A 22,568-nucleotide genomic window follows, 5' to 3' on the forward strand; every position below is an offset into this window, starting at 1 on the left:
GTAAGGTATGATCACAGATGGTAGAATCTATCGAATGGGTTGAAAAATACCGACCACAGTCCCTTAAGGACATTGTAGGCAACAAAAGATCTGTTGTGGATATGCGTGAATGGGCACAGTCATGGCTATCAGGAACGCCTGAAAAGAGAGCGGTCATACTGCATGGCCCTGCAGGAGTTGGAAAGACCTCAGCAGCACACGCACTTGCCAGGGACCTTGACTGGGAGACCATCGAACTTAACGCAAGTGACCAGAGAACGGCAGGCGTCATTGAAAGGGTCGCTGGTTCTGCATCAAAGATGAGCTCCCTTACCGGAACCACTGCAAAGAGACTTATCATACTTGATGAGGCCGATAATATCCATGGGAATGCCGACAGGGGAGGAGCCAGGGCCATCGGCGGTATTATAAAGAACACAGACCACCCCATCGTGCTTATTGCCAACGATCTCTATGGACTTACACCTTCCGTACGTTCACTCTGCATTGAGCTCAAGTTCAATTCGGTACAGGGACGTTCCATGATACCGGCACTGAAGAGGATATGTGTCGAAGAGAAGATCATGTGCGGTGTCGGAGTTCTTGAAAAGCTGGCAGAGAACGCCGGAGGAGACCTGCGAAGTGCCGTTAAAGACCTTCAGGCAGTGGCAGTCGGAAGGGATGAGATACACATAGAGGATATCGCTACTTCCGAAAGGGATACAAAAGAGTCGATCTTCAAAGTGCTTGGAAATATATTCAAGAACACAGACCCAAAGAAAGCACTGGAAGCTACCTATGGTCTTGATGAGACCCCTGAGAACCTTATACATTGGATAGACGAGAACCTGCCTTTACAATATGGAACTGAAGAAGGCACAGAGGAAGACCTCATCACCGGATATGAACATTTGGCCAAAGCGGACAGATACCTCGGGCGTGTAAGAAAACGACAGAGCTACCGCCTCTGGAGATATGCAGGTGCCCTTATGACATGCGGGACCGTTGTTTCAAAGACCCACGTTGGCCGAGGGTTCACAAAGTACCAGCCACCATCGTTCTGGCGAAAGATGGGACAGTTAAGGGCTAAACGTGATATGAGAGATAATATTGCTTCAAAGATAGCGGACCATGCCAATAAATCCATGCGATATTCACGCACAGACCTTGCACACCTTTACGGCAGGATGCTGGAAGAAGACGAATATGCAGCAGATGTTACTTTCGATCTTGAACTGAGCATTGATGAGATGGTCTATCTCACGGGCAAGAAAAAGGTCACAAAGGACATACAGAGGATCCATGACCTCGCACAGGCAAGACGACAGAGCCTTGGACGTGATGACGGCAAACCATTCTTTGAGAAGAAGCCCAGAAAACAGACCCCTGACAAGAAACAGATGGACCTTACACAGATAATCAACACTGCACCTCAAGAGGACAAGATCGAAAAGAAAGAGATCGAGAATGTACCTCCCGTAAAAAAGAGTGCTTCAAAAGCTAAACCGCAAAAGACATTGTTCGATTTCTGAAAGTGTCAAGATCATGTATCATCGGGTGAGGAAATCGACAAAGCCTTTTGTCAACTATTTCCAACCTTTTTCTTCCCTTCTCTTCTTTTCTTTTTTAGGTCGGATCTTGCGCAGATAGAGTATTAATAAAGTCACTTAAACATTAATAGATTATAAATATAAAAAAAATTAATATATAAGAAGTAGTTCACATCAGATATAAATATCATGTGTTACAGACATACTTCTGTAAATTATAAATTAGCTCTTAGGTCATAGAATAATTGAAAGAATGATTTACTTTACAGTCAGAATATCAGGGGATGGCATGATATATTTTGCAAATGAAAAGCATTGAGGTATTGACCCATTGCCTTTTATTTTTATTTTACAAACACGAATTGGTGTTTTCATTTTATGCATAAGTTAATTGGAGGGAGAGATTATGGATTATGAGATTCCTGAGTATCCTTACACAAAGCCTCGCATTGTGGTAAGTAAATGTCTGGAGTTTGAAAATGTGCGCTATGATGGAGGGTGCATACATTGCCAGACAGTTCATGACATGATTCAATTTGCAGATTTTATTAAAGTATGTCCGGAAGTGGAAATTGGACTTGGAGTTCCACGTGATCCCATTAGGATAGTACTTGTAGATGGGGAAAAAAGACTTATTCAACCAATAACACAGAGTGATCTAACAGAAAAGATGGACAACTTCACAGAAACATTCCTGAAAGAACTCCCCCCTGTTGATGGTTTCATATTTAAATCCGGATCTCCCACCATTGGGTTGAGGGAGATCAAGATCTACTCCGATAAAGTGAAAGGATTAGTGGTCGATCGTGGCAATGGTTTCTTTGCAGAGAAAATACTTCGTGACTACATCGAATATCCGATGGAAGAAGATGATCGGCTGAGGAACAATATTATAAGGCACCATTTCCTTACAAAACTTTTTGCTTTTGCAGACCTTAGGAAAGTAAAAGAATCGGGTTCAATTGAAAATTTGGAACAATTTCATCAGTATAATCACTATCTTTTCCGTCTCTACAATCATGATATCTCTTTAAAATTGGATGAGCTGGTTGAAAATAAGAGTTCTTTAAAATTCGATGCGATCCTGAAAGAATACGAAAGAATAATGCCACATATTTTTTCCAGAGAACCGAAGTCGAATGAAATTATAGATGTAGCAAATGAAACATTGTTAAATATAATCTCTTCCTTGAACAATGTTGAAGAGAAATACCTGGCTCAGGTCATAAAAAAATATACTGATAATCGCTTGACATGCGATGCATTACTCGAGATCCTTAAGTTTTATGTTATGAGTTTTAGTGACTCGAAAAAAGAATATTCCAGATTGTTCTTCCCATATCCGGAAGAATTGAGAAGTGAATCACAAACTGAAAGAGATCGGGATTTCTGGGCAAATTTCCCGATCGCATCCGAGCAATCCAAAGTACATTTGCACTAAAGACAAGCTTGTCGCTGGAAGTCGAATTTATATTATCATGTAAAGGAGAGGGGGGGTCCAAATGGAAGAAAAAGTACCTGAAGATAACTTACGGCAGGTCCTAATGGAACAGAGGCTAGGAGTTCTTGCTAGTGAAAAGGACGGTGATCCATATACAAATCTGATAGCTTTTGCTGCAACTGAAGACTTCAAAAAACTGTTCTTTGTGACCCCGAGATTTACAAGAAAATATTCGAATATACAACTTTCACATAATGCATCGATCTTAATAGATAACAGATCGAATACCATCTCGGATTTCAAGGATGCTACTGCGGTCAATGCAATGGGCCCCATAAGAGAAGTAGATAAAGAACCCTCATTTGTCGATCTATACCTTTCAAAACAACCGCACTTAGAAAAGTTCCTAAAAGCCCCCTCATCTGCACTGATGATGATGGAAGTTGAAAAATATATTATCGCAACGAGCTTCCAGAATGTTGTGGAGATGAATTTGAGATGACCAAACTTATCATCCCAATGGAAAATATCACTGAAGAGGATAAAGAAAATGTTGGTGGTAAAGCTTACTCATTATCAAAGCTCAGGGAAAAAGGCTTCAATGTTCCAAAATATTTTTCAGTTACAGCCGATGCATATAGAAAGTTCTTAAAAGACAGTGGACTTGAAGGTCAGATCTTACTTGAAATTTCAAGAAAGGATTTCGGAAAAATGAGATGGGAAGAGATGTGGGATACATCCCTGCGTCTTAAGAATCTCTTTATAGGTGCTTCCATTTCCGATGATATAGAAAATGAGATCCGATCCGAAATTGCAATGGAATATGACCAAGTCCCGGTCGTCATACGGTCTTCAGCCCCCGGTGAAGACTCAGTAAATACTTCTTTCGCAGGCATCCATGAGTCTTATGTGAATGTCAGGGGTATCGATCCAATACTTGAACACGTAAAACTTGTATGGGCATCCCTGTGGTCAGATTCGGCAATTCTTTACCGGGAGGAGTTAGGCCTTGATATAAGACAAAGTTCAATGGCAGTCTTAGTTCAGGAACTAGTTGAGGGTGAAAAGTCGGGAATAGTATTTAGCAAAGACCCAAACAATGAAAGCCATCTGACCATAGAGGCAGTATATGGTCTCAATGAGGGCCTTGTTAGTGGTGATATTGAGCCTGACAGGTGGATACTGGATAGGAAAAACGGTGAAATTGTTCAACATATTGTTGCCTCTGACAGGGAAAAAAGCGTCAGGTTAAACGAAAGCGGGACTTCTCTCGAAAAGTTGCCAGCTGCTTTTTCAGATAAGGAACCGCTAAATCATGATGAGATCAGAAGGATCTATGAAATGGCCATGTTCTCGGAAAAGGTGTTCGATTCTCCTCAGGACATGGAATGGACAATTAGGGATAATGAAATATTTCTTCTTCAGTCAAGACCGATTACGACCCTTGATGATAAGGAAAAGAGCTGGTATATCTCCTTAAAGAGGACCTTCGATAACCTGAAAGCTCTGCGTATGAAAATAGAGAACATACTTATCCCGGAAATGATCTCAGATTCAGGATCAATGTCACAGCTTGACCTTCAAGACCTGAACGATATTGAAATTGCTGATGTGATTATTTCTCGAAGATCTATCTTCCAGAAGTGGGATGCGACCTACACAAAAGAATTCATTCCATTTGCGCATGGGATGAGATTTTTTGGAGATGTATATAATGAAAAAATGAAAACTTCTGATCCATACGAGTTTATGGACCTTCTGACAAATTCTGATCTTTTAAGTTTACAGAGAAACAAGCAGCTCAATTTACTTGCTGAAATGGTCCGAAAGGACAATTCGCTCAGAAAAAGAATTGATTCGGGTTCAATTGAAGGAGAATTTGCAAACATATTTGAAGATTTTATGGAACTTTTTGGAAGATCATCTTACATAGAGGACAAAACACAGATGTTAAAGCTGATTCTGGAATTATCCTCACATCCAGAGACTGAGGTTGCAAATTCAAAGGATTCACAGGCATTAACAAAAGATTTCCTTTCTAAATTCGATCCAAAAGAAAGATCATATGCTTCTGAATTGCTTGATATTGGCCGTGCAAGTTACAAACTCCGCGATGATGATAATATCTACCTGGGAAACATAGAAGGACATTATCTTGATTCAGTCAAAGAAGGAAAACAAAGGCTCTTAAAAAGGAATATTGAACAAAACATAAGCGATGATGATGTCATAAAGGCGTTAAGGGATCAAAATTATGTTCCAAAAAAGGAAGTGCTAACTCAGGAGAATGCTCTGCCAGAAAGATTCATGGTCAGGCAGATCCAGGGACAGCCCGCAAGTAAAGGCATAGTCTCAGGAATTGCAAGGGTCATCGAAGAAAAGGATGATCTTTTTAATGTAAGATCCGGTGAAATACTGATCTGTGATGCAATTGATCCAAACATGACATTTGTTGCACCCCTAGTATCTGGTATTGTTGAGCGCAGAGGAGGCATGCTCATTCATGGGGCCATAATAGCACGTGAGTATGGTATTCCTTGTGTAACAGGCATTACTGATGCCATAGATATCATAAATACAGGGGATGAAGTGACAGTTGATGGTTATCTTGGTATCGTAATGATACAAAGAAAGTAAAAGAGCTTTTTCTTCAGGCTTATTCAGAAAATAAATGAGAAACAGATTCACTTTAATTATTTGTTCTTTTAAAAAATAAGTAGTTACATTAGAATTATAATCGTAGCTTAAAGGATTCTTTCCATATTAAATTTAAAGTAAATATAATTTTATCAAAATAGATAGTAATCTATATATGATATAGAAGATGAACTTAACATACATAACTTATTTAGTGGCCAAGGGGGGCGACGAATGAAGATCTCAAAAATATTAATAGCTTTGCTTATAGCAACAATGGTATTAGCTTCTGGTTGTACTTCTACAGATACTGAGAGTGCACCTGAAGAAGAAATGATGGAAGAGATGGATATTGTAGACACGGCAATTGGTGCCGGTTCATTTACAACTCTGGTCCAGGCAGTCCAGGCAGCGGGTCTTGAGGACACATTGAGAGGAGAAGGTCCTTTCACAGTATTTGCACCAACAGATGAGGCATTTGCAGCACTTCCTGAAGGCACTCTTGATGCATTGCTTGCAGATGAAGAAGCTCTTGCAGCTGTATTAACATACCATGTAGTTGCCGGTGAAGTCATGGCAGCAGACGTTGCAGGTCTGGATTCTGCAGCAACTGTTCAGGGCGAGGAAATTACCTTTGATACCACAGATGGTGTAAAAGTAAATGATGCCAATGTTGTTCAGGCTGACATTAAAGCCAGCAATGGTGTAATCCACGTCATAGACAAGGTCATACTGCCACCTTCAATGATGTAAGAAAAGGACATAATGGATCATAATAATGTATGAAATTCACCATGAGATTCAAAAGAATTTCATTTTATGATATGGTGTAATTATTAAATAAAAATTGGAGGAAATGAATATGCTATACATGGAAATCAGTACTTGGGAACCAGAGAAACGTGATCTGATACTTGAACACTTTAAAGAGCTGAAGATGCCTGCAGGAGTAAAGGTCCACGATCAATGGATCGATCTCACGGGATCTAGATATTTTATCCTATATGAGTGCGACGATGCAGAGGCTTTTGCAAAATTCAACCTTCCATGGTCGGATGTATGCTACATTGAGACTGTCCCTGTAATGAAATCAACCGAGTTCATATCACTAATGAGCAGAAAAAGCTGAGATCAGAGATGGTCAAAAGTAAATAATGCAATTGTGATCCTGGACGATATTGAAGTTAGTAATGGATAATAAACATCATTAGAACATTAGTGATACCATGAGATCCTCTTGGATCTAATTTTTTATGGTATAATTGTTAAATTAAAAGTGGGGTAATTAATATGCTATATATGGAAATCAGTACTTGGGAACCAGAGAGTCGCGATCTCATACTTGAACATTTTAAAGAAATAAAAATGCCTGCAGGGATAAAGATCCACAATCAATGGGTCGATCTCACGGGAGGCAGATTTTTTATCCTATATGAGTGCGACGATGCAGAGGCTTTTGCAACATTCAACCTCCCATGGTCGGATGTGTGCTACATTGAAACTGTTCCTGTAATGGGATCAACCGAGTTCATTTCATTAATGAGCAAAAGGAACTGAATCCCCTTTTTTCAGGGGATTATTTTTATTTCTTTTTCTTCTTTTCCTAAGAATAAGTTAATGGGGCCAACAGGGAATGCTTTTGTTGGATATCCATAAACAAAATTGCCTTCACTGTCTGAAACGATTGTTTGCGAGGCTTTAATTTTCAATAGAACATCTTCGACACTTTCAGTCTCTCCATTTATGATTATATCATAGTTTCCTGAAGGAACATCTTTGTCAATGTATACTGCCCGTCCATTTTCGGCTTCTCTGTACTGCTTAAAAGGTATAAGCATTCGGACCGTGAAGGTCATGTTCTTGACTTCATATGCCTCGACATGGAATTCGTTTGGTATTGAATTTATTGCTACGTCATCGAACCTGTGCTCATACTTATTATCTTTAACAGGAATTGACATCTCGAAATTGACGTCTAATTTTATACTTTTTTCAGGTTTTGTTTTACCTGAGATAATTAACTCCTCACCTTGCTTTAATTGAATAGCAGATACATCCCATTCAATCATATCTCCATGAGATATTTCGGGAACTGGTCTATAGAATAATGAATTTATTTTCTTGATGAGCGTAAGGAATAGATTATAATCTTCTTTGGTCGTGATGATCCCCCCATATGCTTTACTTATCTCCATAAGTAGGCAAAATAATAATTTACTGCATTTATCTAAATGAATTTGTGGCTTTATCTACTGATCTCACTGCAATTTTCAGGTGATGTAGCTGAAGGAGATCTGAAAAGTTAAGACAAGGTTATAATTACTTCTGGTTCCACCAAATTCCCCTATTTGTCCATATAATTACATTAAAATGGATACTATTTAGATGTATTGAGAAGTTGTTATCTTGGCCTTGTGTTTGCCTCGTTTGAAGAAATAAATGCAATAATTCTCTTCTTTTTTCGACTTTTGAAATCTCTTTCAGGAATCAGATCACATCACAAGAGCTGACCTTCCACTCCCTTTTATTTTCATCCCCTCATGGTCCAGAAGCAGGACCTTGTTCTCCAGACCGCTTGAGAATCCGGTGAGCTTCCCTGAAGAACCGATCACCCGATGACACGGAATGATGATCAGTATAGGATTTGCACCGATAGCACCCCCTACAGCCCGCACAGCTTTCGGCCTACCGATCATTTTTGCAACATCAGCATAGGTCACAGTCGTTCCAAGCGGTATTTTTGTGAGGGCATCCCACACCAGCTTCTGAAAAGAAGTGCCATCAGGAGACAATTTTAGGTCAAACTCTTTCAAATTACCTTTGAAATATTGCCCTAATTGTTCCTTAACATATGAGAAGAGAACCTCATCCCGGACCCAGTCCGGAGGAAGGATAAGGTCAGTCTTGCCTTTGAGCAGACATACCCATTTCAAGCCCTCATTATCGCCTGCTAGAAGGAGCTAGCCCACAAGGTCTGTTTGCATGAGATCGTAGTACATGTTCCTTTCTTTGTTATTTGTTGTATATAGACAGATATCAATCGAACCATACCCTGACTGCAAATGTGGTTATAGCCACCATCAGACCGAAAATGCCTGCCAAAAAGAAAACTGTTTGCAGGCCGAAATAGAGCAGTACTATGCCCAATAGAACCGGTGCCGCACTTTGTCCAACATATTTCATGGTATTATGAATGGACAGAACACCACCCCTTGCCCTCACAGGTGAGATCTGGATGATCTGCGTATCAATGCTTGTCTGTGCCAGCCCAAAACCGGCACCGAAGAAAAGAAGCAGCAAGAACAGGACAGGAAGCTGAACATTCAACGAGATGAGAAATATAGGTACACCCATAAGGATAAAACCGGACCCAATGAGCACTGGAAGCGATGATCTTGCTGCAAGCTTCTTTATGCTGGAAGCCACCAGAACGATGGCAAAACCCTGAATTGAGAGCACAAGTCCTGCTTCCTTTGCAGCGAAACCGAACACTTCCTTAAGCATGAAAGGGATGTAGACCACAATTGAAAATAGCAGAAAGAAGATAGCGAAACTTAAGAAGACCGTATAGGCAATTCTCTTGTCCTTCAATGCCCGAAGCGCTTCGCCAAGCCCTTTGGCATTTTCATGGTGATCATTATCCTTTGTTTCCGGAAGGAACGCCCACACCATAAGAGCAAATGGCAGGGAGAGGACGTAGAAAAGGAACGGATAGTTCCACCCCACTGTGGCCAGACCTCCACCTATAAGAGGAGCTGTTACCGACCCGATGGCTATGGCCATACTTATCCTGCCCATGGATTGAACACGGTCAAGCCCTTCATAGACATCGCCTATGACCAGCATTATAAGTGACATCATCCCAGCAATTCCGATACCCTGAACGAACCTCAACACAAGCAACGTTTCAAGGTCGGTGGCAAAGAAGCTGAAAAGCCCCATCAGACCGTTGAGAACAAGACAGGGAACAAGGATGGCCTTCCTGTTCACCCTGTCCACGAAATGACCGATCACCAGTGAAAAGATGGCTGTGGAAATGGTATAGACTGTCATCAACTGTGCGACTTCATGGGGCATCCTGCCAAGCGGTCCCACCATCTGCGGAAGGACAGGAGCAAGTATGGCACCACCTGCCATTGCAAAGAAGGCGGTTGCTGCCAGGAATGCAAGGTGATAGGGTTTGAATTGCATTTTGTAGATCCTAAGTGATTTTGGTCTTAGAGAAGAACTGATGTGTAATTAATTGCACTGTACGACCAGTAAAGAGAGAAAAGAGAATGAAATGAGGTAGAAGATATTTGTCAGGACATAATAAACTTTTTCAAATATAGAAAGCGATCAATGCAGACAGAAATGTTGAGAAAATACAAAGAAGTAAATAACCAATAACAAAGGTCACTTTGAAATTTCCAGCATAGAACTTTTTTAGAATCACATATGCTGCAGAATAAAACGCAAAGCATAGGATTACAAAAAGTGAATAATCCATAAATGTAGCTGGAGAACCATAATAACTGACAGTAATATTATTAGATACTCCCATCATTGTCACCTTATATAACATACCACTATATTTTATATAATTCTTTCTTTTTGTTACAAAGATGAAAAGTATTGTAGCCGATATACAAATATTCAGAATACGCAATCATAAGAGAAACTACAATACTACAATACTACAATAGAGGTATTAGAAGCAGAAAATAATAGATAAGCAGAGAGAAAAAGCCTCGGGCGTGATTTGAACACGCGACCTAGTGATTACAAATCACTCGCTCTGCCGGGCTGAGCCACCGAGGCGCTATTGAAACGTACCCATACAATGCATAATAACAAATAAATGTTATGGTTGAATGTAGAGTGTAGATATACTATGTGGCAAGAAATGGCAAAATTTGGGAAAAAGCTTGTGGACCACGGGCTTGTAGAGTCTAATTTCGGGAATATCAGTGTGCGTGTTGGAAGAAGTATGATAATAACACGGACAGGTGCGGCACTGGATGAGATAGAGGAGAAAAGTGTGGTAGAAGTGCCCATCGAAAATACGTCAGACCTTGACGTACTGGCATCTTCAGAGGCATCGGTCCATCGTGCCATCTATCAGGGAACTGATGCAAAAGCGATAGTTCATGCACATTGCCCCTATTCCGTCACACAGACACTCATAACGGATTCTGATAAGATAATCCCCATTGACAGCGAAGGAAAGCTTTTCCTTAAGGAAATACCCATCGTTAAAGGCGGGATCGGTTCCAAGGAAGTGGGAGAAGGAGCTGTTAAGGCTTTTGAAGAGCATCTGGGAATGGTGGTCTACAGCCATGGGCCGTTCACTATCGGCGAGAGCCTATCGGAAGCATACATAATAATGACACAGATCGAACATTCATGTAGAATAAAGTATCTTGTGGACCTTGCTAAAAAATAAATCCACACGAAAAGAACCAAAATAACTAATAGTGAATATACGGTAATAGACCTCTAATCTTATTGAACATACAAGGAAGAGCCATGACCATCGATTCATTCAGACCGGCAGCTACAAGGATACTCGACCCGATCGCAAGAAGCGTAGCGAGCAAAGGCATATCACCAAACGCTCTTTCAGTGGCTTCACTGGTATGCGCTGCCCTTGCAGGTATCTCATTCTATTTTTCTGTGGACAACCCCTTAAGCGCACTCGTTGCGATATTCTTTGTTGCCCTTAATTCGTTCCTTGATGCCCTCGATGGTGCAGTCGCAAGGTACCTTCGCACAGACGGTAAGAAAGGTGATTTCCTTGACCATGTGATCGACAGGTATTCCGATGTTTTCATAATATGCGGAATGTTCTTCGGCGGGCATGCCCATTGGCAGATAGGCACCATAGCCATTGTCTGCGTCCTTCTGACCAGCTACCTTGGAACCCAGGCACAGGCACTGGGTATCGGCAGGTTCTACGGCGGCATCATGGGCAGGGCTGACAGGCTCGTACTGATACTGATAGCATCCCTTGCCTACTACATCTACAGTGAAGCGATCTTCGGATACACGATCATCGGATGGTCTCTCGTAGTGATAGCCATTGGCAGCCATATTACAGCCATACAGAGAATGGGCAGCATATGGAAGCGCCTCTGAGACAGGGTCTATTGACCCCCTCGGGCCTTTCTGGAATAGTTTAAAGTAAGAGCAAAGACCATCTAAAAATCATGCCGTCCACTGAAGTAAAATATGAATATCTTGAACATACTGCGGATGCAAAGTTCAGAGCCTACGGCAAAACAAAGGAAGATGCTTTTGCAAATGCTGCGGAAGCTATGTTCAATGTGATGATAAATACATCAAAAGTGGACTGCAAACACAGGGAAGATATCGTTGTCAGTGCACCGGAGATCGATGAGTTGCTTGTTGAGTGGCTCTCAGAACTTCTATTCCTTTTCGAGGTGGATTTCCTCTCATTCGGGGAGTTCAAGGTTGAAAACATAACAGAAAAGGATGGAAAATTCGAATTATCGGGTCATGCATGTGGTGAAGAGATAGACCTTGAAAGACATGAGATCGATACAGAGGTCAAGGCAGTGACATACAATGATCTGAAAGTGGAAGAGAACGAGAATGGATCTATGGTCCAGGTCACTGTCGATACGTGAAATTGACGAATATTATCAATGATAAGACCAATATCATTAAGGGGTGGGATATATGGAAGATGGAAATAAAATAACCGATTCGCTCACAAGGATAGATGATAATATCTGGGAGATACCTGAGAACTACTCACCTGGAATGAACGTTCCGGGAAGGATATACCTTTCAGATAAGCTCATCCGGGAACTCGAACCGGAAACACTTGACCAGGTAGCAAATGTAGCTAAATTGCCAGGGATACAGAAGTTCTCCATGGCAATGCCTGATGCTCATCTGGGCTACGGGTTCCCCATAGGAGGCGTTGCAGCCTTTGATGAAGAGGAAGGAGTTATCAGCCCGGGAGGTGTGGGTTTTGATATTAACTGCGGTGTAAGGCTTTTACGATCCAACCTTACGGTCGATGATGTCCGTCCGAAGATGAAAGAGCTCACAGAGAGGATGTTCGAGGCAGTGCCATCGGGTGTCGGATCAAAAAGCCGTCTGAGAGTATCGGACAGCGAACTTGATGATATATTCCTGCATGGATCGAAGTGGGCAGTGGAGAACGGTTATGGGGAAAAGACCGACCTTGAGCACTGTGAAGGTGGCGGGTGTATCGAAGGCGGGGATGTAAGCAACATAAGCATCAAGGCACGAAAGAGGGGAAGACCACAGGCAGGAACCCTTGGAAGCGGAAATCATTTCCTGGAAGTACAATATGTTGATAAGATATATGACCAGGAGGCTGCTGATACTTTTGGACTGGAAGAAGGTCAGGTCAGTTTTATGATACATTGCGGTTCACGCGGTACAGGCCATCAGATCTGTACGGACCATATCAAGACGATGTCACAGGCTTCGAAGAAATACGGCATACAGCTTCCAGATAAGCAGCTTGCATGTGCTCCGGCGCAGTCTGAGGAAGCACAGAACTACTTCGGATCAATGATATGTGCCGCCAACTATGCGTGGAACAACCGCCAGATGATCACGCACTGGACAAGGGATGTTATCTCAGACACGTTCAGTTCGGATATTGATGAGCTGGGCCTGGAACTTGTATATGATGTGGCACACAATGTGGCAAAGCTCGAAGAGCATGATGTTGACGGCAAAAAGAAGAACGTCTACGTCCACCGTAAAGGTGCTACAAGGGCATTCCCAAGGGGACATAAGGAAGTTCCTTTAAAGTATCGCGATGTCGGGCAGCCTGTGCTGATCCCCGGAAGCATGGGCACGGCATCCTATGTACTTCACGGAGGAGATCGATCAATGGATACCTCGTTCGGAAGTGCATGTCATGGTGCCGGCAGGGTGATGAGCCGTTCACATGCTAAAAAGGAGTTCCAGGGAGAAGATATCAAGATGCAACTTGAGAGAAGGGGCATTACGGTCAGATCAGCACATCCAGCTGTCATTGCAGAAGAGGCTCCAGGGGTTTACAAATCCAGCAGCGAAGTCGTCAATGTGGTCCACGAGCTGGATATCGCAAGAAAGGTAGCAAAAATGATGCCCATGGGCGTTATTAAAGGCTGAGATAAAAAAGTTATCTTAAGGATATAGGGTCGAGGCGTAAGGGCGATATGGACATATCCGCCCTTATATCATATAGCATCAGATCAATTTATCAAAAAAGCAAAGCTTTCGAGTAGATACCACAAAAGAAGATAATAAGAGAGGAGGAAACGGTTTTTGAGGGGATGAATGGTTTGCTTGATTACAGTCATTTACAACACAAAAGTTTGCAAGCAATCTTCCCGTTTCCTCATTATAGAGATTGATATAATATTATTTAAAGCTGATTGGTATCATTTAAATATAAAATATGTTATGCCAACAATTCGATTCCGAAACATATTTTCGACCGATACTATTTTTAAGTGCAATACATAATCTTGCGCCTATGGATAAAAATGCGAAAATGCTGAAAAAAGTTCGTGTCATGGCTGACTACCAGTTTGGAAAAGGATGCGGAGAAATTATGTTCCCCGATGACTCAACATTCCAGCTATCAAGGACAAAACGTATCCGACAGATAATGAGCCAAAGCAAGCGTATTGCGACCGTAAGAGCAAGGGATGGAACTTTTACATTGAGCATGGATGCTGCAACGGCTATACACAATCACATACCTGCACCAGGTTCAAGGGTCACTGTCTGTGATGATGCTGTGCCTTTCGTCTCCAAGGGCAAGACCACATTTGCAAAACATGTAACTGCCATAGACCCTGAACTTCGGAGCGGGGATGAGGTCCTTGTTGTCGATGAGAACGATACAGTGATCGCAACTGGACAGTTGATGTTGTCCCCCGATGAGATCGAAGCCCTTGATACCGGTGCCGCGGTCGATGTCAGGTGCGGATGCGAACAATGAGCTTTCTTTGCAAAACAGCAGGCGCATTTCAAGATCTACGCATAGCAACAGGTTAAATAAGCTGATAGAGCATACATAATCTCAAAATCATCCCCACCGGAGAGTGAAAATATCGCAGAAGAGGGACTCCTGAAGACATTTGTCATTCCTGACAATACAAAAATGGAAGAACGTAACATCGTTCTTGATGGTGATATCGTAGTGGGCAACCATTCCGACATACGCTATGGAATTATCGCCAAAGCTGCCATACTCGGTGAAAGGGTAGAGGTTTCAGGTGACATAGTTGCCAGCTCAGATGTAAGGATAGATATATGGTCACACATCGGTGGGAACGTCAAGACAAAAGAGAACGCTTACATCGGCGAGTTCGTCACCATTGACGGAAGGCTCGTAGTAAAAGGCGACCTTGACATTGGCAATGATGTGAAGATCAGCAGCGGTTTCGAAGCAAAGGGATGGATCGTTGTAAGGAACCCGATCCCTGTCATAGCATACCTCTTCCTTTATCTGACAGAACTTTTACGCATGGGCAAGGATGAAGAGGTCGAAAAGGCGCTTGATGAGCTTTTCGATGAAGAAGTGGAGACCATAGGAAATCTCGCCATGATCGTCCCGAACGGTTCTAAGATATCCATCGATTCCATCAGAGTACCAGCCACAGCATCCATAGGCAACAATTGTCGCCTTGTCGGCAATATCCGAGCTTCCACACTCGAGATGGGAAATGATACTACGCTTTATGGAAGTATCCGCACCCTTAATACAGTGGACCTCGGGGAAGATAATATCATACACGGGAACATTGTATCCAGAGGTGATGTATACATCAACAAAAGAACACATGTTCTTGGTGAGATAAATGCCAATTCCATAAAGATACACGAAAGTGCACGTGTTGATGGTGTCATGAGAGCATCCGGAGGAATCATCTTCGTAAGGGAAGAAGATGCGACCCTCAATGAAAAGGAACTTATGACGCTTGACATTTGACCATTACTAACTATTTAGAGGCTTTTTATGACCAAAGAGACCACTCTATCAAAAGATTACGATTCAATCGTTGAGAAAGATTCAAAGTATGTGATGCAGACATACACTCGTCAGCCATTAGCACTTGAAAGCGGACAGGGTTCAGTGGTCCGTGACATCGAGGGAAGGGAATATATCGACTGTGTTGCCGGGATCGCTGTGAACAATGTTGGACACTGCCACCCGAAAGTTGTCGAGGCCCTCAGCAAGCAGGCAGGCAAGCTCATACACACATCAAACCTCTATTACACGGACGTCCAGGCGAACTTTGCCGAAGAACTTGTGAACATTTCAGGCATGGGGCGTGCATTCTTCTGCAATTCCGGAACCGAAGCAGTGGAAGCTGCAATGAAACTGGCAAGGGTCGCCACCGGCAAGAAGGAATTCATCGCTGCTGAGAACTCCTTCCACGGAAGATCAATGGGTTCACTGTCAGTCACATACAAATCCGTTTACAGGACACCTTTCGAGCCACTCATACAGGGAGAGAGATTCGTACCCTACAACGATGCACAGTCCATAAGGGACACGATCACAGAGGATACAGCTGCCGTCATCGTGGAACCCATACAGGGAGAAGGTGGCATAAATGTGCCTTCCGACGAATACCTGAGAGAAGTGCGCGAGATCTGTGATGAGAACGAGATGCTCCTGATATTCGATGAAGTGCAGACAGGATTTGGAAGGACAGGTAAATGGTTCTGCAAGGACCATTCAAAGGTCGAACCGGACATCATGACCATGGCAAAGGCCATAGGCGGCGGATTCCCAATGGGCGCTATCGTGGCCCGGGATGGAATTACATTTGAAAAGAGCCAGCATGCTGCAACTTTCGGAGGAGGACCCCTTGCCTGTGCTGCAGCCCTGGCATCCATTGATGCGATAAGGGATGAGAAGCTGGTGGAACGCTCGGCAGAGATGGGACAATACTTCATGAACGAGCTAAATTCCCTTGATAACGACAGCATTGTCGAAGTTCGTGGACGCGGTCTTATGATAGGTGTCGAGATCAACCGCGCCTGTGCAGATATCGTAGACCTTGCAAGGGACAATGGCATTCTCTTGAACTGCACCTCCGAGAAGGTCATACGTATAGCACCTCCACTGATCATAACAAAGGAACAGATAGACAAGGTGGTTGAGCTCATTGCCCAGATATGAACTGATAAAGGATGAGATAGCATCCATTGCCAAATATGTTCCCGGTAAGTCCATCGAGGACATAGTGAAGACCTACGGACTTGAACCATCCTCTATCATCAAGCTCGGATCGAACGAGAATCCCCTGGGACCTTCACCAAAAGCTGTCGAAGCACTCATTGAGAATGCACAGGGCATCAGTATCTACCCTTCAGCAGATGCACGCGAACTTGTGGATGCGATATCTGACTATACAGATATACCTGCAGACAATATCGTTGCATCAGGTCCCGGGATGGACGGACTGCTGGACGGACTGGCAAGGCTTGTCATAACTAATGGTGACGAAGTGGTGATCACCACCCCCACATTCTCCTACTATGAGATAGCTGCACGTGCCAACGGTGCAACTACGGTATATGTCCAGCGTGAAAAGGACTTTTCGATCAATGTGGATAAATTACTGGCAGCCCTCACCACGAACACGAAGATGATCTTCCTGTGCTCCCCGAACAACCCCACAGGAAATGTAATTCCTGAAGAAGACATAATGAAGATCGCAACAGCTACGGATGCACTTGTTTTCGTGGATGAGGCATATGTGGAATTTGCCGAGAAGAATGTTGCAGATCTTGTACTTCAACATGACAACATCATTGTGGGCAGGACGTTTTCAAAGGCATTCGGTCTTGCAGGTCTGAGAATGGGATACGGCATCATGCCGGAGTGGCTCAGAGAAGAGTATATGAAGATAGCAACCCCATTCAATGTCAGTACGACTGCAATGGCCGCAGGGATAGCTGCACTCTCGGATACCGAGCACCTGAACAAAAGCATCGAACTGGCGGTTAAAGGAAAGAAGTTCCTTCAGGAAGAATTACCTTTCCAGGTCTACGATACGCAGGCCAACTTCGTACTTGTCGATGTAGCACCACACAAAGCACGCGATTTCACTACCGAATTACTTAAAAAAGGCATCATCGTGCGTGATTGCACATCCTTTGCACATGCCGGCCTATCACTCATACGTGTGACCATAGGAACACAAGAACAGAATGAGAAGGTCGTAAAAGCCTTCTCTGAGATCTGACCGCTGCCCTAAGCGGTCATTCTATTTTATCTATTTTCATCAATGGGTAGTCAAGTTCCTTATTGAACTCCATTGAAACATGCGCCTTTGCTGAGCCATATATTGCATCTATCTGGACATTGAGCATGCGCCCTTCAAGCTCGCAGTAACCGAACTCATCGTTGAGCTTTGAGCCTAGAATATCCCGGTCTATGCTCACAGTGATGTTCTCCACACAAGGCTGTACTGAAATGCTCTGCGCAATAGCTGTCTCAAGGCTTTCCACAGTACGAAGGTTCACCGGAGAACCTGTGAACTGATGATATAAAGCTCCAAGCTTGATACCCGCTTCAAAAAGCACGTTATCCCTGTCAGTAATTGTATCTTCGACCATTATATCTACCATGTTCCTGATGCAACGACATTGACCTTCATATATATAGCCAATTTGGTAGAAGGACCGAAGATCATCCTTTTTTCAGAGTTACCCAGAAAACACATCCAGCCCCACAGGGATTGTCCTCAACTCCGAAACTACCACCATGAAGATCGATTATCTTCTTTACGATAGCAAGACCAAGACCATTTCCCTTTGTAGAGGTCTTGTTGGCACGCTTGAACCTATCAAAAACGAATTCTTTATCCCCATCGGGAATACCTTCACCAAAATCAGTGAACTGCACTTTCCACTCATCGCCTACATCAAAAATATCAACATAGACAGTACTGCCTTCAGGACTGTATTTTATAGCATTTGAAAGAAGATTTGCGAACACTTCCTCGATCATTAGATTAGCCTTTGCAGGATAAAATCCACTGAAAAGGGACACGACCTTCATACCCTTATTCTCGAACATGGGTCCAAAGTTCGTCTTTGCGATGTTGACCATAAAGCCAAGATCAATAACATTGAACTCGACATCCTCATCTGAATCAAGTCTTGAAAGTTTTGCAGCCATCCCGATCATATCGATAAGCTTCTGATTGCTCATTTCCACTTTTTTGAGCATATCCAGAATATAGGGATCATCCTCTTTTTGTATAAGAACATTCAGAAACCCTTTGACTATCCCGGCTGGATTCAACAGATCATGCCGCAAGATATCTGCGAACAGGTCCTTTAGCTCATTAGAATGTTCCAGCTCCTCAGCATACTTCTTAAGTTCAGATTCCGCTTTTTTGTTTATAGTTATATCACGACAATTACAGACATGGCCTTGAATGGACCCATCTTTGAAAACCGGGAATAGATTATATTCGATGACACGACCATCTTTGAGACATAACAAGCCACTATCTTTTTCTTTTCGGCTTGAGAAGTCACGTATCTTAGAGGCCACATTATCAGCATTCTCAAGCTGTGGAAAAACAAATTCCGCAAATATATCCAAATAGTCCATATCGACCCCTATATTTACAGGAATGTTCCACATAAACCGGAATTGTGAATTCATCAACTTGGCCTTATTCTCAATATCAAAATAAACAATGCCGTCACCAGACGATTCAAGAACATTTTCAAGTAAAAGTTCATGATCCTCTATCATACCTTCAACTCGATCATTCTCTAATAGTTCTGCTTCAAGCTGCTCATTGACACGAGACATCCCTTCGGCCCTTTCTTTCACTTTGCCATCCAAGTCCAAATGATAAAATTCCAGTTCCTGCTCAACTATTTCTGCTGACAATACCCGCTGCCCCCACCATTTAACTGAACAAGTTGTCCCACAAACAATGTTCAGTAGTTAATTAGGTTCAAACAGTTATATAAACTTAATTATACAAATAAATATTTACATCTGTGAATAAAAAACTTAATGAGACCGCCACTTAAGCCCAACCTTATTGTCAATAACTTCCGCCACGCAGGCACAAGAATTCCCGAAGTTCTTCCCCATCATCGGAAAGATTTGCAAGCATGCTAAGTACTATTTCTTTGGAAAATGTTTAAATGTCATATACACTAAATTAAATTGTTTGATATAAGGAAAGGGTCAAACAATAACAGAAAATTTGACGATATCTAAGATGAAACGTGAAACACTGGGGAAGATGTTTCCGTTGCAGATATCAGAAAAGACAGAAATTTAAATACCATTGTATCACCATATACGGAGGTAAAAATGGACCTTAACCGTTTTACACAAAAAGCACAGGAAGCCATACAGAGATCATTCTCCATTGCTGCAAGGTATTATAATCAGCAGACAGAATGCGAACATCTGTTACTTGCATTGGTGGAACAGGATGGCGGACTCGTACCTACGCTTCTTGAAAGGATGGGAGCTGACAACCAGTCAATCGTAAGGAAACTTGAAGAGCATTTGTCAGAACTGCCACAGGTATCCGGATCGGGAAGCGGACAGACTTACGTGAGCCAGGCATACAGCAGAGTACTCGATACAGCTGAAAAAGAAGCAGGTTCAATGAATGATGAATACATCAGCGTGGAACACATGCTCATCGCACTCCTGAAAGAAAAGGAGAGCACAAGTTACCGGATACTCGATAAAGCAGGCATCACAATGGATGCCACATTAGAAGCAATTAAAGAACTAAGGGGGAATCGACGCATTACCAGCGAAAATCCGGAAGACACAATGGAACCGCTCAAGAAATACGGAATTGACATCACCAAACTTGCAGCTCAAGGAAGACTTGACCCGGTAATAGGAAGGGAACAGGAGATCCGACACACCATAGAGATCCTTTCACGCCGCAGGAAGAACAATCCCGTGCTCATAGGAGAGGCTGGGGTTGGTAAGACAGCTATTGTAGAAGGCCTTGCCCTGCGTATTGCAAAACATGATATTCCTGATGATATGAAGGACAAGAAGATCGTAGCACTCGACATGGGTGCACTTATCGCAGGGGCGAAGTTCAGAGGAGAGTTCGAGGAACGCCTTAAAGCGGTCTTAAAGGAAGTTGCTGATTCCCAGGGACAGATCATTTTGTTCATTGACGAGCTGCACACCATCGTAGGAGCAGGAGCCACCGAAGGTGCAATGGATGCAGGGAACTTATTAAAGCCGATGCTCGCAAGAGGCGAGCTGCATTGCATAGGTGCCACCACGCTTGACGAATACCGCAAGTATATAGAGAAGGATGCAGCCCTTGAAAGAAGATTCCTGCCTGTCCTTGTTGAACAGCCTGATGTAGAGAATACCATATCGATCCTTAGAGGGCTGAAAGAAAGATACGAGGTTCACCACGGAGTAAGGATCAAGGATGCTGCACTCGTGGCTGCTGCGGTCCTCAGTAACCGCTATATTTCGGACAGGTTCCTGCCAGACAAGGCCATCGACCTTGTTGATGAAGCCGCCGCAAAGGTCAGAACTGCCATTGACAGTAAACCATCCGAGCTTGATGAGGCAGACCGTAAGATATTGCAGCTCGAGATAGAAAGAGAGGCCCTGAAAAAAGAGAAGGATGCGGTTTCAAAGGAAAGAGTAGCTGACCTTGAAAAGGAACTTGCGGACATTCGTGCTGAATCCGATGCCATGCGTGCGAAGTGGCAGGGAGAAAAGGACACCATTGCGAACCTGGGATCACTGAAACAGCAGATCGAGGACATTAAGACACAGCTCGAGCTTGCTGAGAACAGCGGAGATTTCGAGCTGGCCTCAAAGCTCAAATACGGTAGTTTAACCCCTCTTGAACATCAGTATAAGGAAGAGGAGACAAAGTTGCAGGAGCAACAGGATGACATGCTCCTCAAGGAAGAGGTTTGGGAAGAGGATATTGCACAGGTAGTAAGCCAATGGACCAACATTCCCATAACAAGGTTGATGGAAGGGGAACGTGAGAAGCTCACACATCTGGAAGATAAACTTCATGAGAGGATCGTCGGCCAGAACGAGACAGTGAAAGCGGTTTCCGATGCGATCATACGCGCTTATGCAGGCATCAAGGACCCGAAAAGACCCATTGGAAGTTTCATTTTCCTTGGACCTACCGGGGTTGGCAAGACCGAACTTGCAAAGGCGCTCGCTGCAGAAATGTTCAATGATGAGAACAATATGATACGCATCGACATGTCGGAATACATGGAAAAGCATACCGTCGCACGCCTTATCGGAGCGCCTCCAGGATACATCGGACATGAGGAAGGAGGACAGCTTACAGAAGCGGTTCGCAGACGACCTTATGCAGTCGTTCTCTTCGATGAGATAGAAAAGGCCCACCCTGATGTGTTCAATGTCCTGCTCCAGATCCTCGATGATGGAAGACTGACCGATTCGCATGGAAGAACAGTGGATTTCAAGAATACGCTGATCATCATGACATCTAATATCTGCGTTGACCGCACCATCTCGAAACTGGAAGAAGGTGAAGATTACGCAGAAATGCAGGAGATGGCGCAGAACGAACTTGCCAAATATTTCCGACCGGAATTCATCAATCGCATAGATGAACTTGCCATCTTCCGGCCACTGACAAGGGAACAGCTTGTGAGCATTGTTGACATTAAGGTCGCTGACCTCATACAGAGGCTTAAAGAAAAGAGAATGGAGCTTGAAATATCAGAGAAGGCGAAACATTACCTTGGTGAAGCTGGCTACAGTGAAGCCTTTGGAGCGCGACCCCTCAAGCGTGTCATTCAGAACCAGGTCGAAACCGCAGTCGCAAAGTTGATCGTTGAAGGAAAGGTCCTTGAAGGTTCTACCATAGAAGTGGATGCTGATGAGCGGGGCATCGTTGTAGGAGTAAGAACACAGACAGCAGAACAATGATCAATGA

The 22,568-nt window shown here is 43.2% G+C and carries 21 protein-coding genes and 1 tRNA gene; 16 read left to right on the forward strand and 6 right to left on the reverse strand.

The genetic code is table 11. The features are described 5' to 3' along the window. Positions 1–17: 17 nt before the first annotated feature. The 7 genes from AC20MK_RS09790 (at position 18) to AC20MK_RS09820 (ending at position 7,164) form a co-directional block, all read left to right on the forward strand. Positions 18–1,511 carry a replication factor C large subunit gene (locus AC20MK_RS09790; RefSeq protein ID WP_487355627.1) on the forward strand — a complete coding sequence of 498 codons (1,494 nt, stop codon included), beginning with the start codon at positions 18–20 and terminating at the stop codon, positions 1,509–1,511. 424 nt (positions 1,512–1,935) lie between these two features. Beyond that, on the forward strand, positions 1,936–2,970 hold the full coding sequence (locus tag AC20MK_RS09795; RefSeq protein WP_487355628.1) for a YbgA family protein: 1,035 nt from the start codon (positions 1,936–1,938) through the stop codon (positions 2,968–2,970). A gap of 61 nt (positions 2,971–3,031) precedes the next feature. Further along, on the forward strand, positions 3,032–3,472 hold the full coding sequence (locus AC20MK_RS09800) for a pyridoxamine 5'-phosphate oxidase family protein (protein WP_487355629.1): 441 nt from the start codon (positions 3,032–3,034) through the stop codon (positions 3,470–3,472). Next, positions 3,469–5,607: a PEP/pyruvate-binding domain-containing protein gene (locus tag AC20MK_RS09805; protein ID WP_487355630.1), complete on the forward strand. Its 2,139-nt coding sequence runs from the start codon at positions 3,469–3,471 to the stop codon at positions 5,605–5,607. Before AC20MK_RS09800 ends, AC20MK_RS09805 begins: the two co-directional genes overlap by 4 nt. A 234-nt stretch (positions 5,608–5,841) precedes the next feature. Then, on the forward strand, positions 5,842–6,360 hold the full coding sequence (locus AC20MK_RS09810; protein ID WP_487355631.1) for a fasciclin domain-containing protein: 519 nt from the start codon (positions 5,842–5,844) through the stop codon (positions 6,358–6,360). A gap of 109 nt (positions 6,361–6,469) precedes the next feature. Next, positions 6,470–6,736, forward strand: a complete 267-nt coding sequence (locus tag AC20MK_RS09815) for a DUF3303 domain-containing protein (protein WP_270095297.1) — start codon at positions 6,470–6,472, stop codon at positions 6,734–6,736. Positions 6,737–6,897: 161 nt separating this feature from the next. After that, positions 6,898–7,164 carry a DUF3303 domain-containing protein gene (locus AC20MK_RS09820; RefSeq protein ID WP_487355632.1) on the forward strand — a complete coding sequence of 89 codons (267 nt, stop codon included), beginning with the start codon at positions 6,898–6,900 and terminating at the stop codon, positions 7,162–7,164. Positions 7,165–7,175: 11 nt separating this feature from the next. On the opposite strand, the gene AC20MK_RS09825 is transcribed toward AC20MK_RS09820, so the two are convergent. The 4 genes from AC20MK_RS09825 to AC20MK_RS09840 form a co-directional block, all read right to left on the reverse strand. After that, positions 7,176–7,802, reverse strand: a complete 627-nt coding sequence (locus AC20MK_RS09825) for a hypothetical protein (protein WP_487355633.1) — start codon at positions 7,800–7,802, stop codon at positions 7,176–7,178. 297 nt (positions 7,803–8,099) lie between these two features. Beyond that, positions 8,100–8,540 carry a methylated-DNA--[protein]-cysteine S-methyltransferase gene (locus tag AC20MK_RS09830; protein WP_487355634.1) on the reverse strand — a complete coding sequence of 147 codons (441 nt, stop codon included), beginning with the start codon at positions 8,538–8,540 and terminating at the stop codon, positions 8,100–8,102. A 103-nt stretch (positions 8,541–8,643) separates the two neighbouring features. After that, positions 8,644–9,798, reverse strand: coding sequence for an MFS transporter (locus tag AC20MK_RS09835; protein ID WP_487355635.1), 1,155 nt, complete (start codon positions 9,796–9,798; stop codon positions 8,644–8,646). Positions 9,799–10,333: 535 nt separating this feature from the next. Continuing rightward, positions 10,334–10,407, reverse strand: a tRNA-Thr gene (locus AC20MK_RS09840). An 85-nt stretch (positions 10,408–10,492) separates the two neighbouring features. Between AC20MK_RS09840 and AC20MK_RS09845 the strand changes: the two genes are divergently transcribed. The 8 genes from AC20MK_RS09845 to hisC all read left to right on the forward strand — a co-directional run bounded on the left by AC20MK_RS09845 (position 10,493) and on the right by hisC (position 17,849). After that, positions 10,493–11,032 (forward strand): aldolase, encoded by a 540-nt coding sequence (locus AC20MK_RS09845; protein WP_487355636.1) that lies wholly within the window; start codon positions 10,493–10,495, stop codon positions 11,030–11,032. Positions 11,033–11,115: 83 nt separating this feature from the next. Next, a complete protein-coding gene (locus AC20MK_RS09850; RefSeq protein WP_487355637.1) occupies positions 11,116–11,724 on the forward strand; it encodes a CDP-alcohol phosphatidyltransferase family protein in 609 nt (202 codons plus the stop codon). A 71-nt stretch (positions 11,725–11,795) separates the two neighbouring features. Beyond that, positions 11,796–12,236 (forward strand): archease, encoded by a 441-nt coding sequence (locus AC20MK_RS09855; protein WP_487355638.1) that lies wholly within the window; start codon positions 11,796–11,798, stop codon positions 12,234–12,236. 52 nt (positions 12,237–12,288) lie between these two features. Continuing rightward, positions 12,289–13,749, forward strand: a complete 1,461-nt coding sequence (locus AC20MK_RS09860) for an RtcB family protein (RefSeq protein WP_487355639.1) — start codon at positions 12,289–12,291, stop codon at positions 13,747–13,749. A 367-nt stretch (positions 13,750–14,116) separates the two neighbouring features. Beyond that, positions 14,117–14,587 (forward strand): PUA domain-containing protein, encoded by a 471-nt coding sequence (locus AC20MK_RS09865; protein ID WP_487355640.1) that lies wholly within the window; start codon positions 14,117–14,119, stop codon positions 14,585–14,587. 162 nt (positions 14,588–14,749) lie between these two features. Further along, the gene (locus AC20MK_RS09870) at positions 14,750–15,580 is read left to right on the forward strand and encodes an acyltransferase (RefSeq protein WP_487355641.1); all 831 of its coding nucleotides are present in this window, start codon (positions 14,750–14,752) and stop codon (positions 15,578–15,580) included. A gap of 27 nt (positions 15,581–15,607) precedes the next feature. After that, on the forward strand, positions 15,608–16,780 hold the full coding sequence (locus tag AC20MK_RS09875; protein WP_487355642.1) for an acetylornithine transaminase: 1,173 nt from the start codon (positions 15,608–15,610) through the stop codon (positions 16,778–16,780). After that, complete coding sequence (hisC, locus tag AC20MK_RS09880; protein ID WP_487355643.1) at positions 16,767–17,849, forward strand: histidinol-phosphate transaminase; 1,083 nt, start codon at positions 16,767–16,769, stop codon at positions 17,847–17,849. Before AC20MK_RS09875 ends, hisC begins: the two co-directional genes overlap by 14 nt. Before the next feature lie 16 nt (positions 17,850–17,865). Here hisC and AC20MK_RS09885 read toward each other — a convergent pair whose 3' ends face one another. Then, entirely contained in the window at positions 17,866–18,234 is a 369-nt protein-coding gene (locus tag AC20MK_RS09885; protein WP_487355644.1) for a dihydroneopterin aldolase family protein, read from the reverse strand. 61 nt (positions 18,235–18,295) lie between these two features. After that, complete coding sequence (locus tag AC20MK_RS09890; RefSeq protein WP_487355645.1) at positions 18,296–19,516, reverse strand: sensor histidine kinase; 1,221 nt, start codon at positions 19,514–19,516, stop codon at positions 18,296–18,298. A 435-nt stretch (positions 19,517–19,951) separates the two neighbouring features. On the opposite strand from AC20MK_RS09890, the gene clpB reads away from it, so the two are divergent. After that, the gene (gene clpB, locus AC20MK_RS09895; RefSeq protein ID WP_487355646.1) at positions 19,952–22,561 is read left to right on the forward strand and encodes an ATP-dependent chaperone ClpB; all 2,610 of its coding nucleotides are present in this window, start codon (positions 19,952–19,954) and stop codon (positions 22,559–22,561) included. Positions 22,562–22,568: the final 7 nt, after the last annotated feature.

Source organism: Methanococcoides sp. DA23, from assembly GCF_057593895.1.

What these genes read in the sequence shown, in the direction of transcription:
- AC20MK_RS09790 (WP_487355627.1), top strand. Translation starts at nt 18, where the DNA reads ATGGTAGAATCTATCGAATGGGTTGAAAAATACCGACCACAGTCCCTT.
- AC20MK_RS09795 (WP_487355628.1), top strand. Translation starts at nt 1,936, where the DNA reads ATGGATTATGAGATTCCTGAGTATCCTTACACAAAGCCTCGCATTGTG.
- AC20MK_RS09800 (WP_487355629.1), top strand. Translation starts at nt 3,032, where the DNA reads ATGGAAGAAAAAGTACCTGAAGATAACTTACGGCAGGTCCTAATGGAA.
- AC20MK_RS09805 (WP_487355630.1), top strand. Translation starts at nt 3,469, where the DNA reads ATGACCAAACTTATCATCCCAATGGAAAATATCACTGAAGAGGATAAA.
- AC20MK_RS09810 (WP_487355631.1), top strand. Translation starts at nt 5,842, where the DNA reads ATGAAGATCTCAAAAATATTAATAGCTTTGCTTATAGCAACAATGGTA.
- AC20MK_RS09815 (WP_270095297.1), top strand. Translation starts at nt 6,470, where the DNA reads ATGCTATACATGGAAATCAGTACTTGGGAACCAGAGAAACGTGATCTG.
- AC20MK_RS09820 (WP_487355632.1), top strand. Translation starts at nt 6,898, where the DNA reads ATGCTATATATGGAAATCAGTACTTGGGAACCAGAGAGTCGCGATCTC.
- AC20MK_RS09825 (WP_487355633.1), bottom strand. Translation starts at nt 7,802, where the DNA reads ATGGAGATAAGTAAAGCATATGGGGGGATCATCACGACCAAAGAAGAT.
- AC20MK_RS09835 (WP_487355635.1), bottom strand. Translation starts at nt 9,798, where the DNA reads ATGCAATTCAAACCCTATCACCTTGCATTCCTGGCAGCAACCGCCTTC.
- AC20MK_RS09845 (WP_487355636.1), top strand. Translation starts at nt 10,493, where the DNA reads ATGGCAAAATTTGGGAAAAAGCTTGTGGACCACGGGCTTGTAGAGTCT.
- AC20MK_RS09850 (WP_487355637.1), top strand. Translation starts at nt 11,116, where the DNA reads ATGACCATCGATTCATTCAGACCGGCAGCTACAAGGATACTCGACCCG.
- AC20MK_RS09855 (WP_487355638.1), top strand. Translation starts at nt 11,796, where the DNA reads ATGCCGTCCACTGAAGTAAAATATGAATATCTTGAACATACTGCGGAT.
- AC20MK_RS09860 (WP_487355639.1), top strand. Translation starts at nt 12,289, where the DNA reads ATGGAAGATGGAAATAAAATAACCGATTCGCTCACAAGGATAGATGAT.
- AC20MK_RS09865 (WP_487355640.1), top strand. Translation starts at nt 14,117, where the DNA reads ATGGATAAAAATGCGAAAATGCTGAAAAAAGTTCGTGTCATGGCTGAC.
- AC20MK_RS09870 (WP_487355641.1), top strand. Translation starts at nt 14,750, where the DNA reads ATGGAAGAACGTAACATCGTTCTTGATGGTGATATCGTAGTGGGCAAC.
- AC20MK_RS09875 (WP_487355642.1), top strand. Translation starts at nt 15,608, where the DNA reads ATGACCAAAGAGACCACTCTATCAAAAGATTACGATTCAATCGTTGAG.
- AC20MK_RS09885 (WP_487355644.1), bottom strand. Translation starts at nt 18,234, where the DNA reads ATGGTAGATATAATGGTCGAAGATACAATTACTGACAGGGATAACGTG.
- clpB (WP_487355646.1), top strand. Translation starts at nt 19,952, where the DNA reads ATGGACCTTAACCGTTTTACACAAAAAGCACAGGAAGCCATACAGAGA.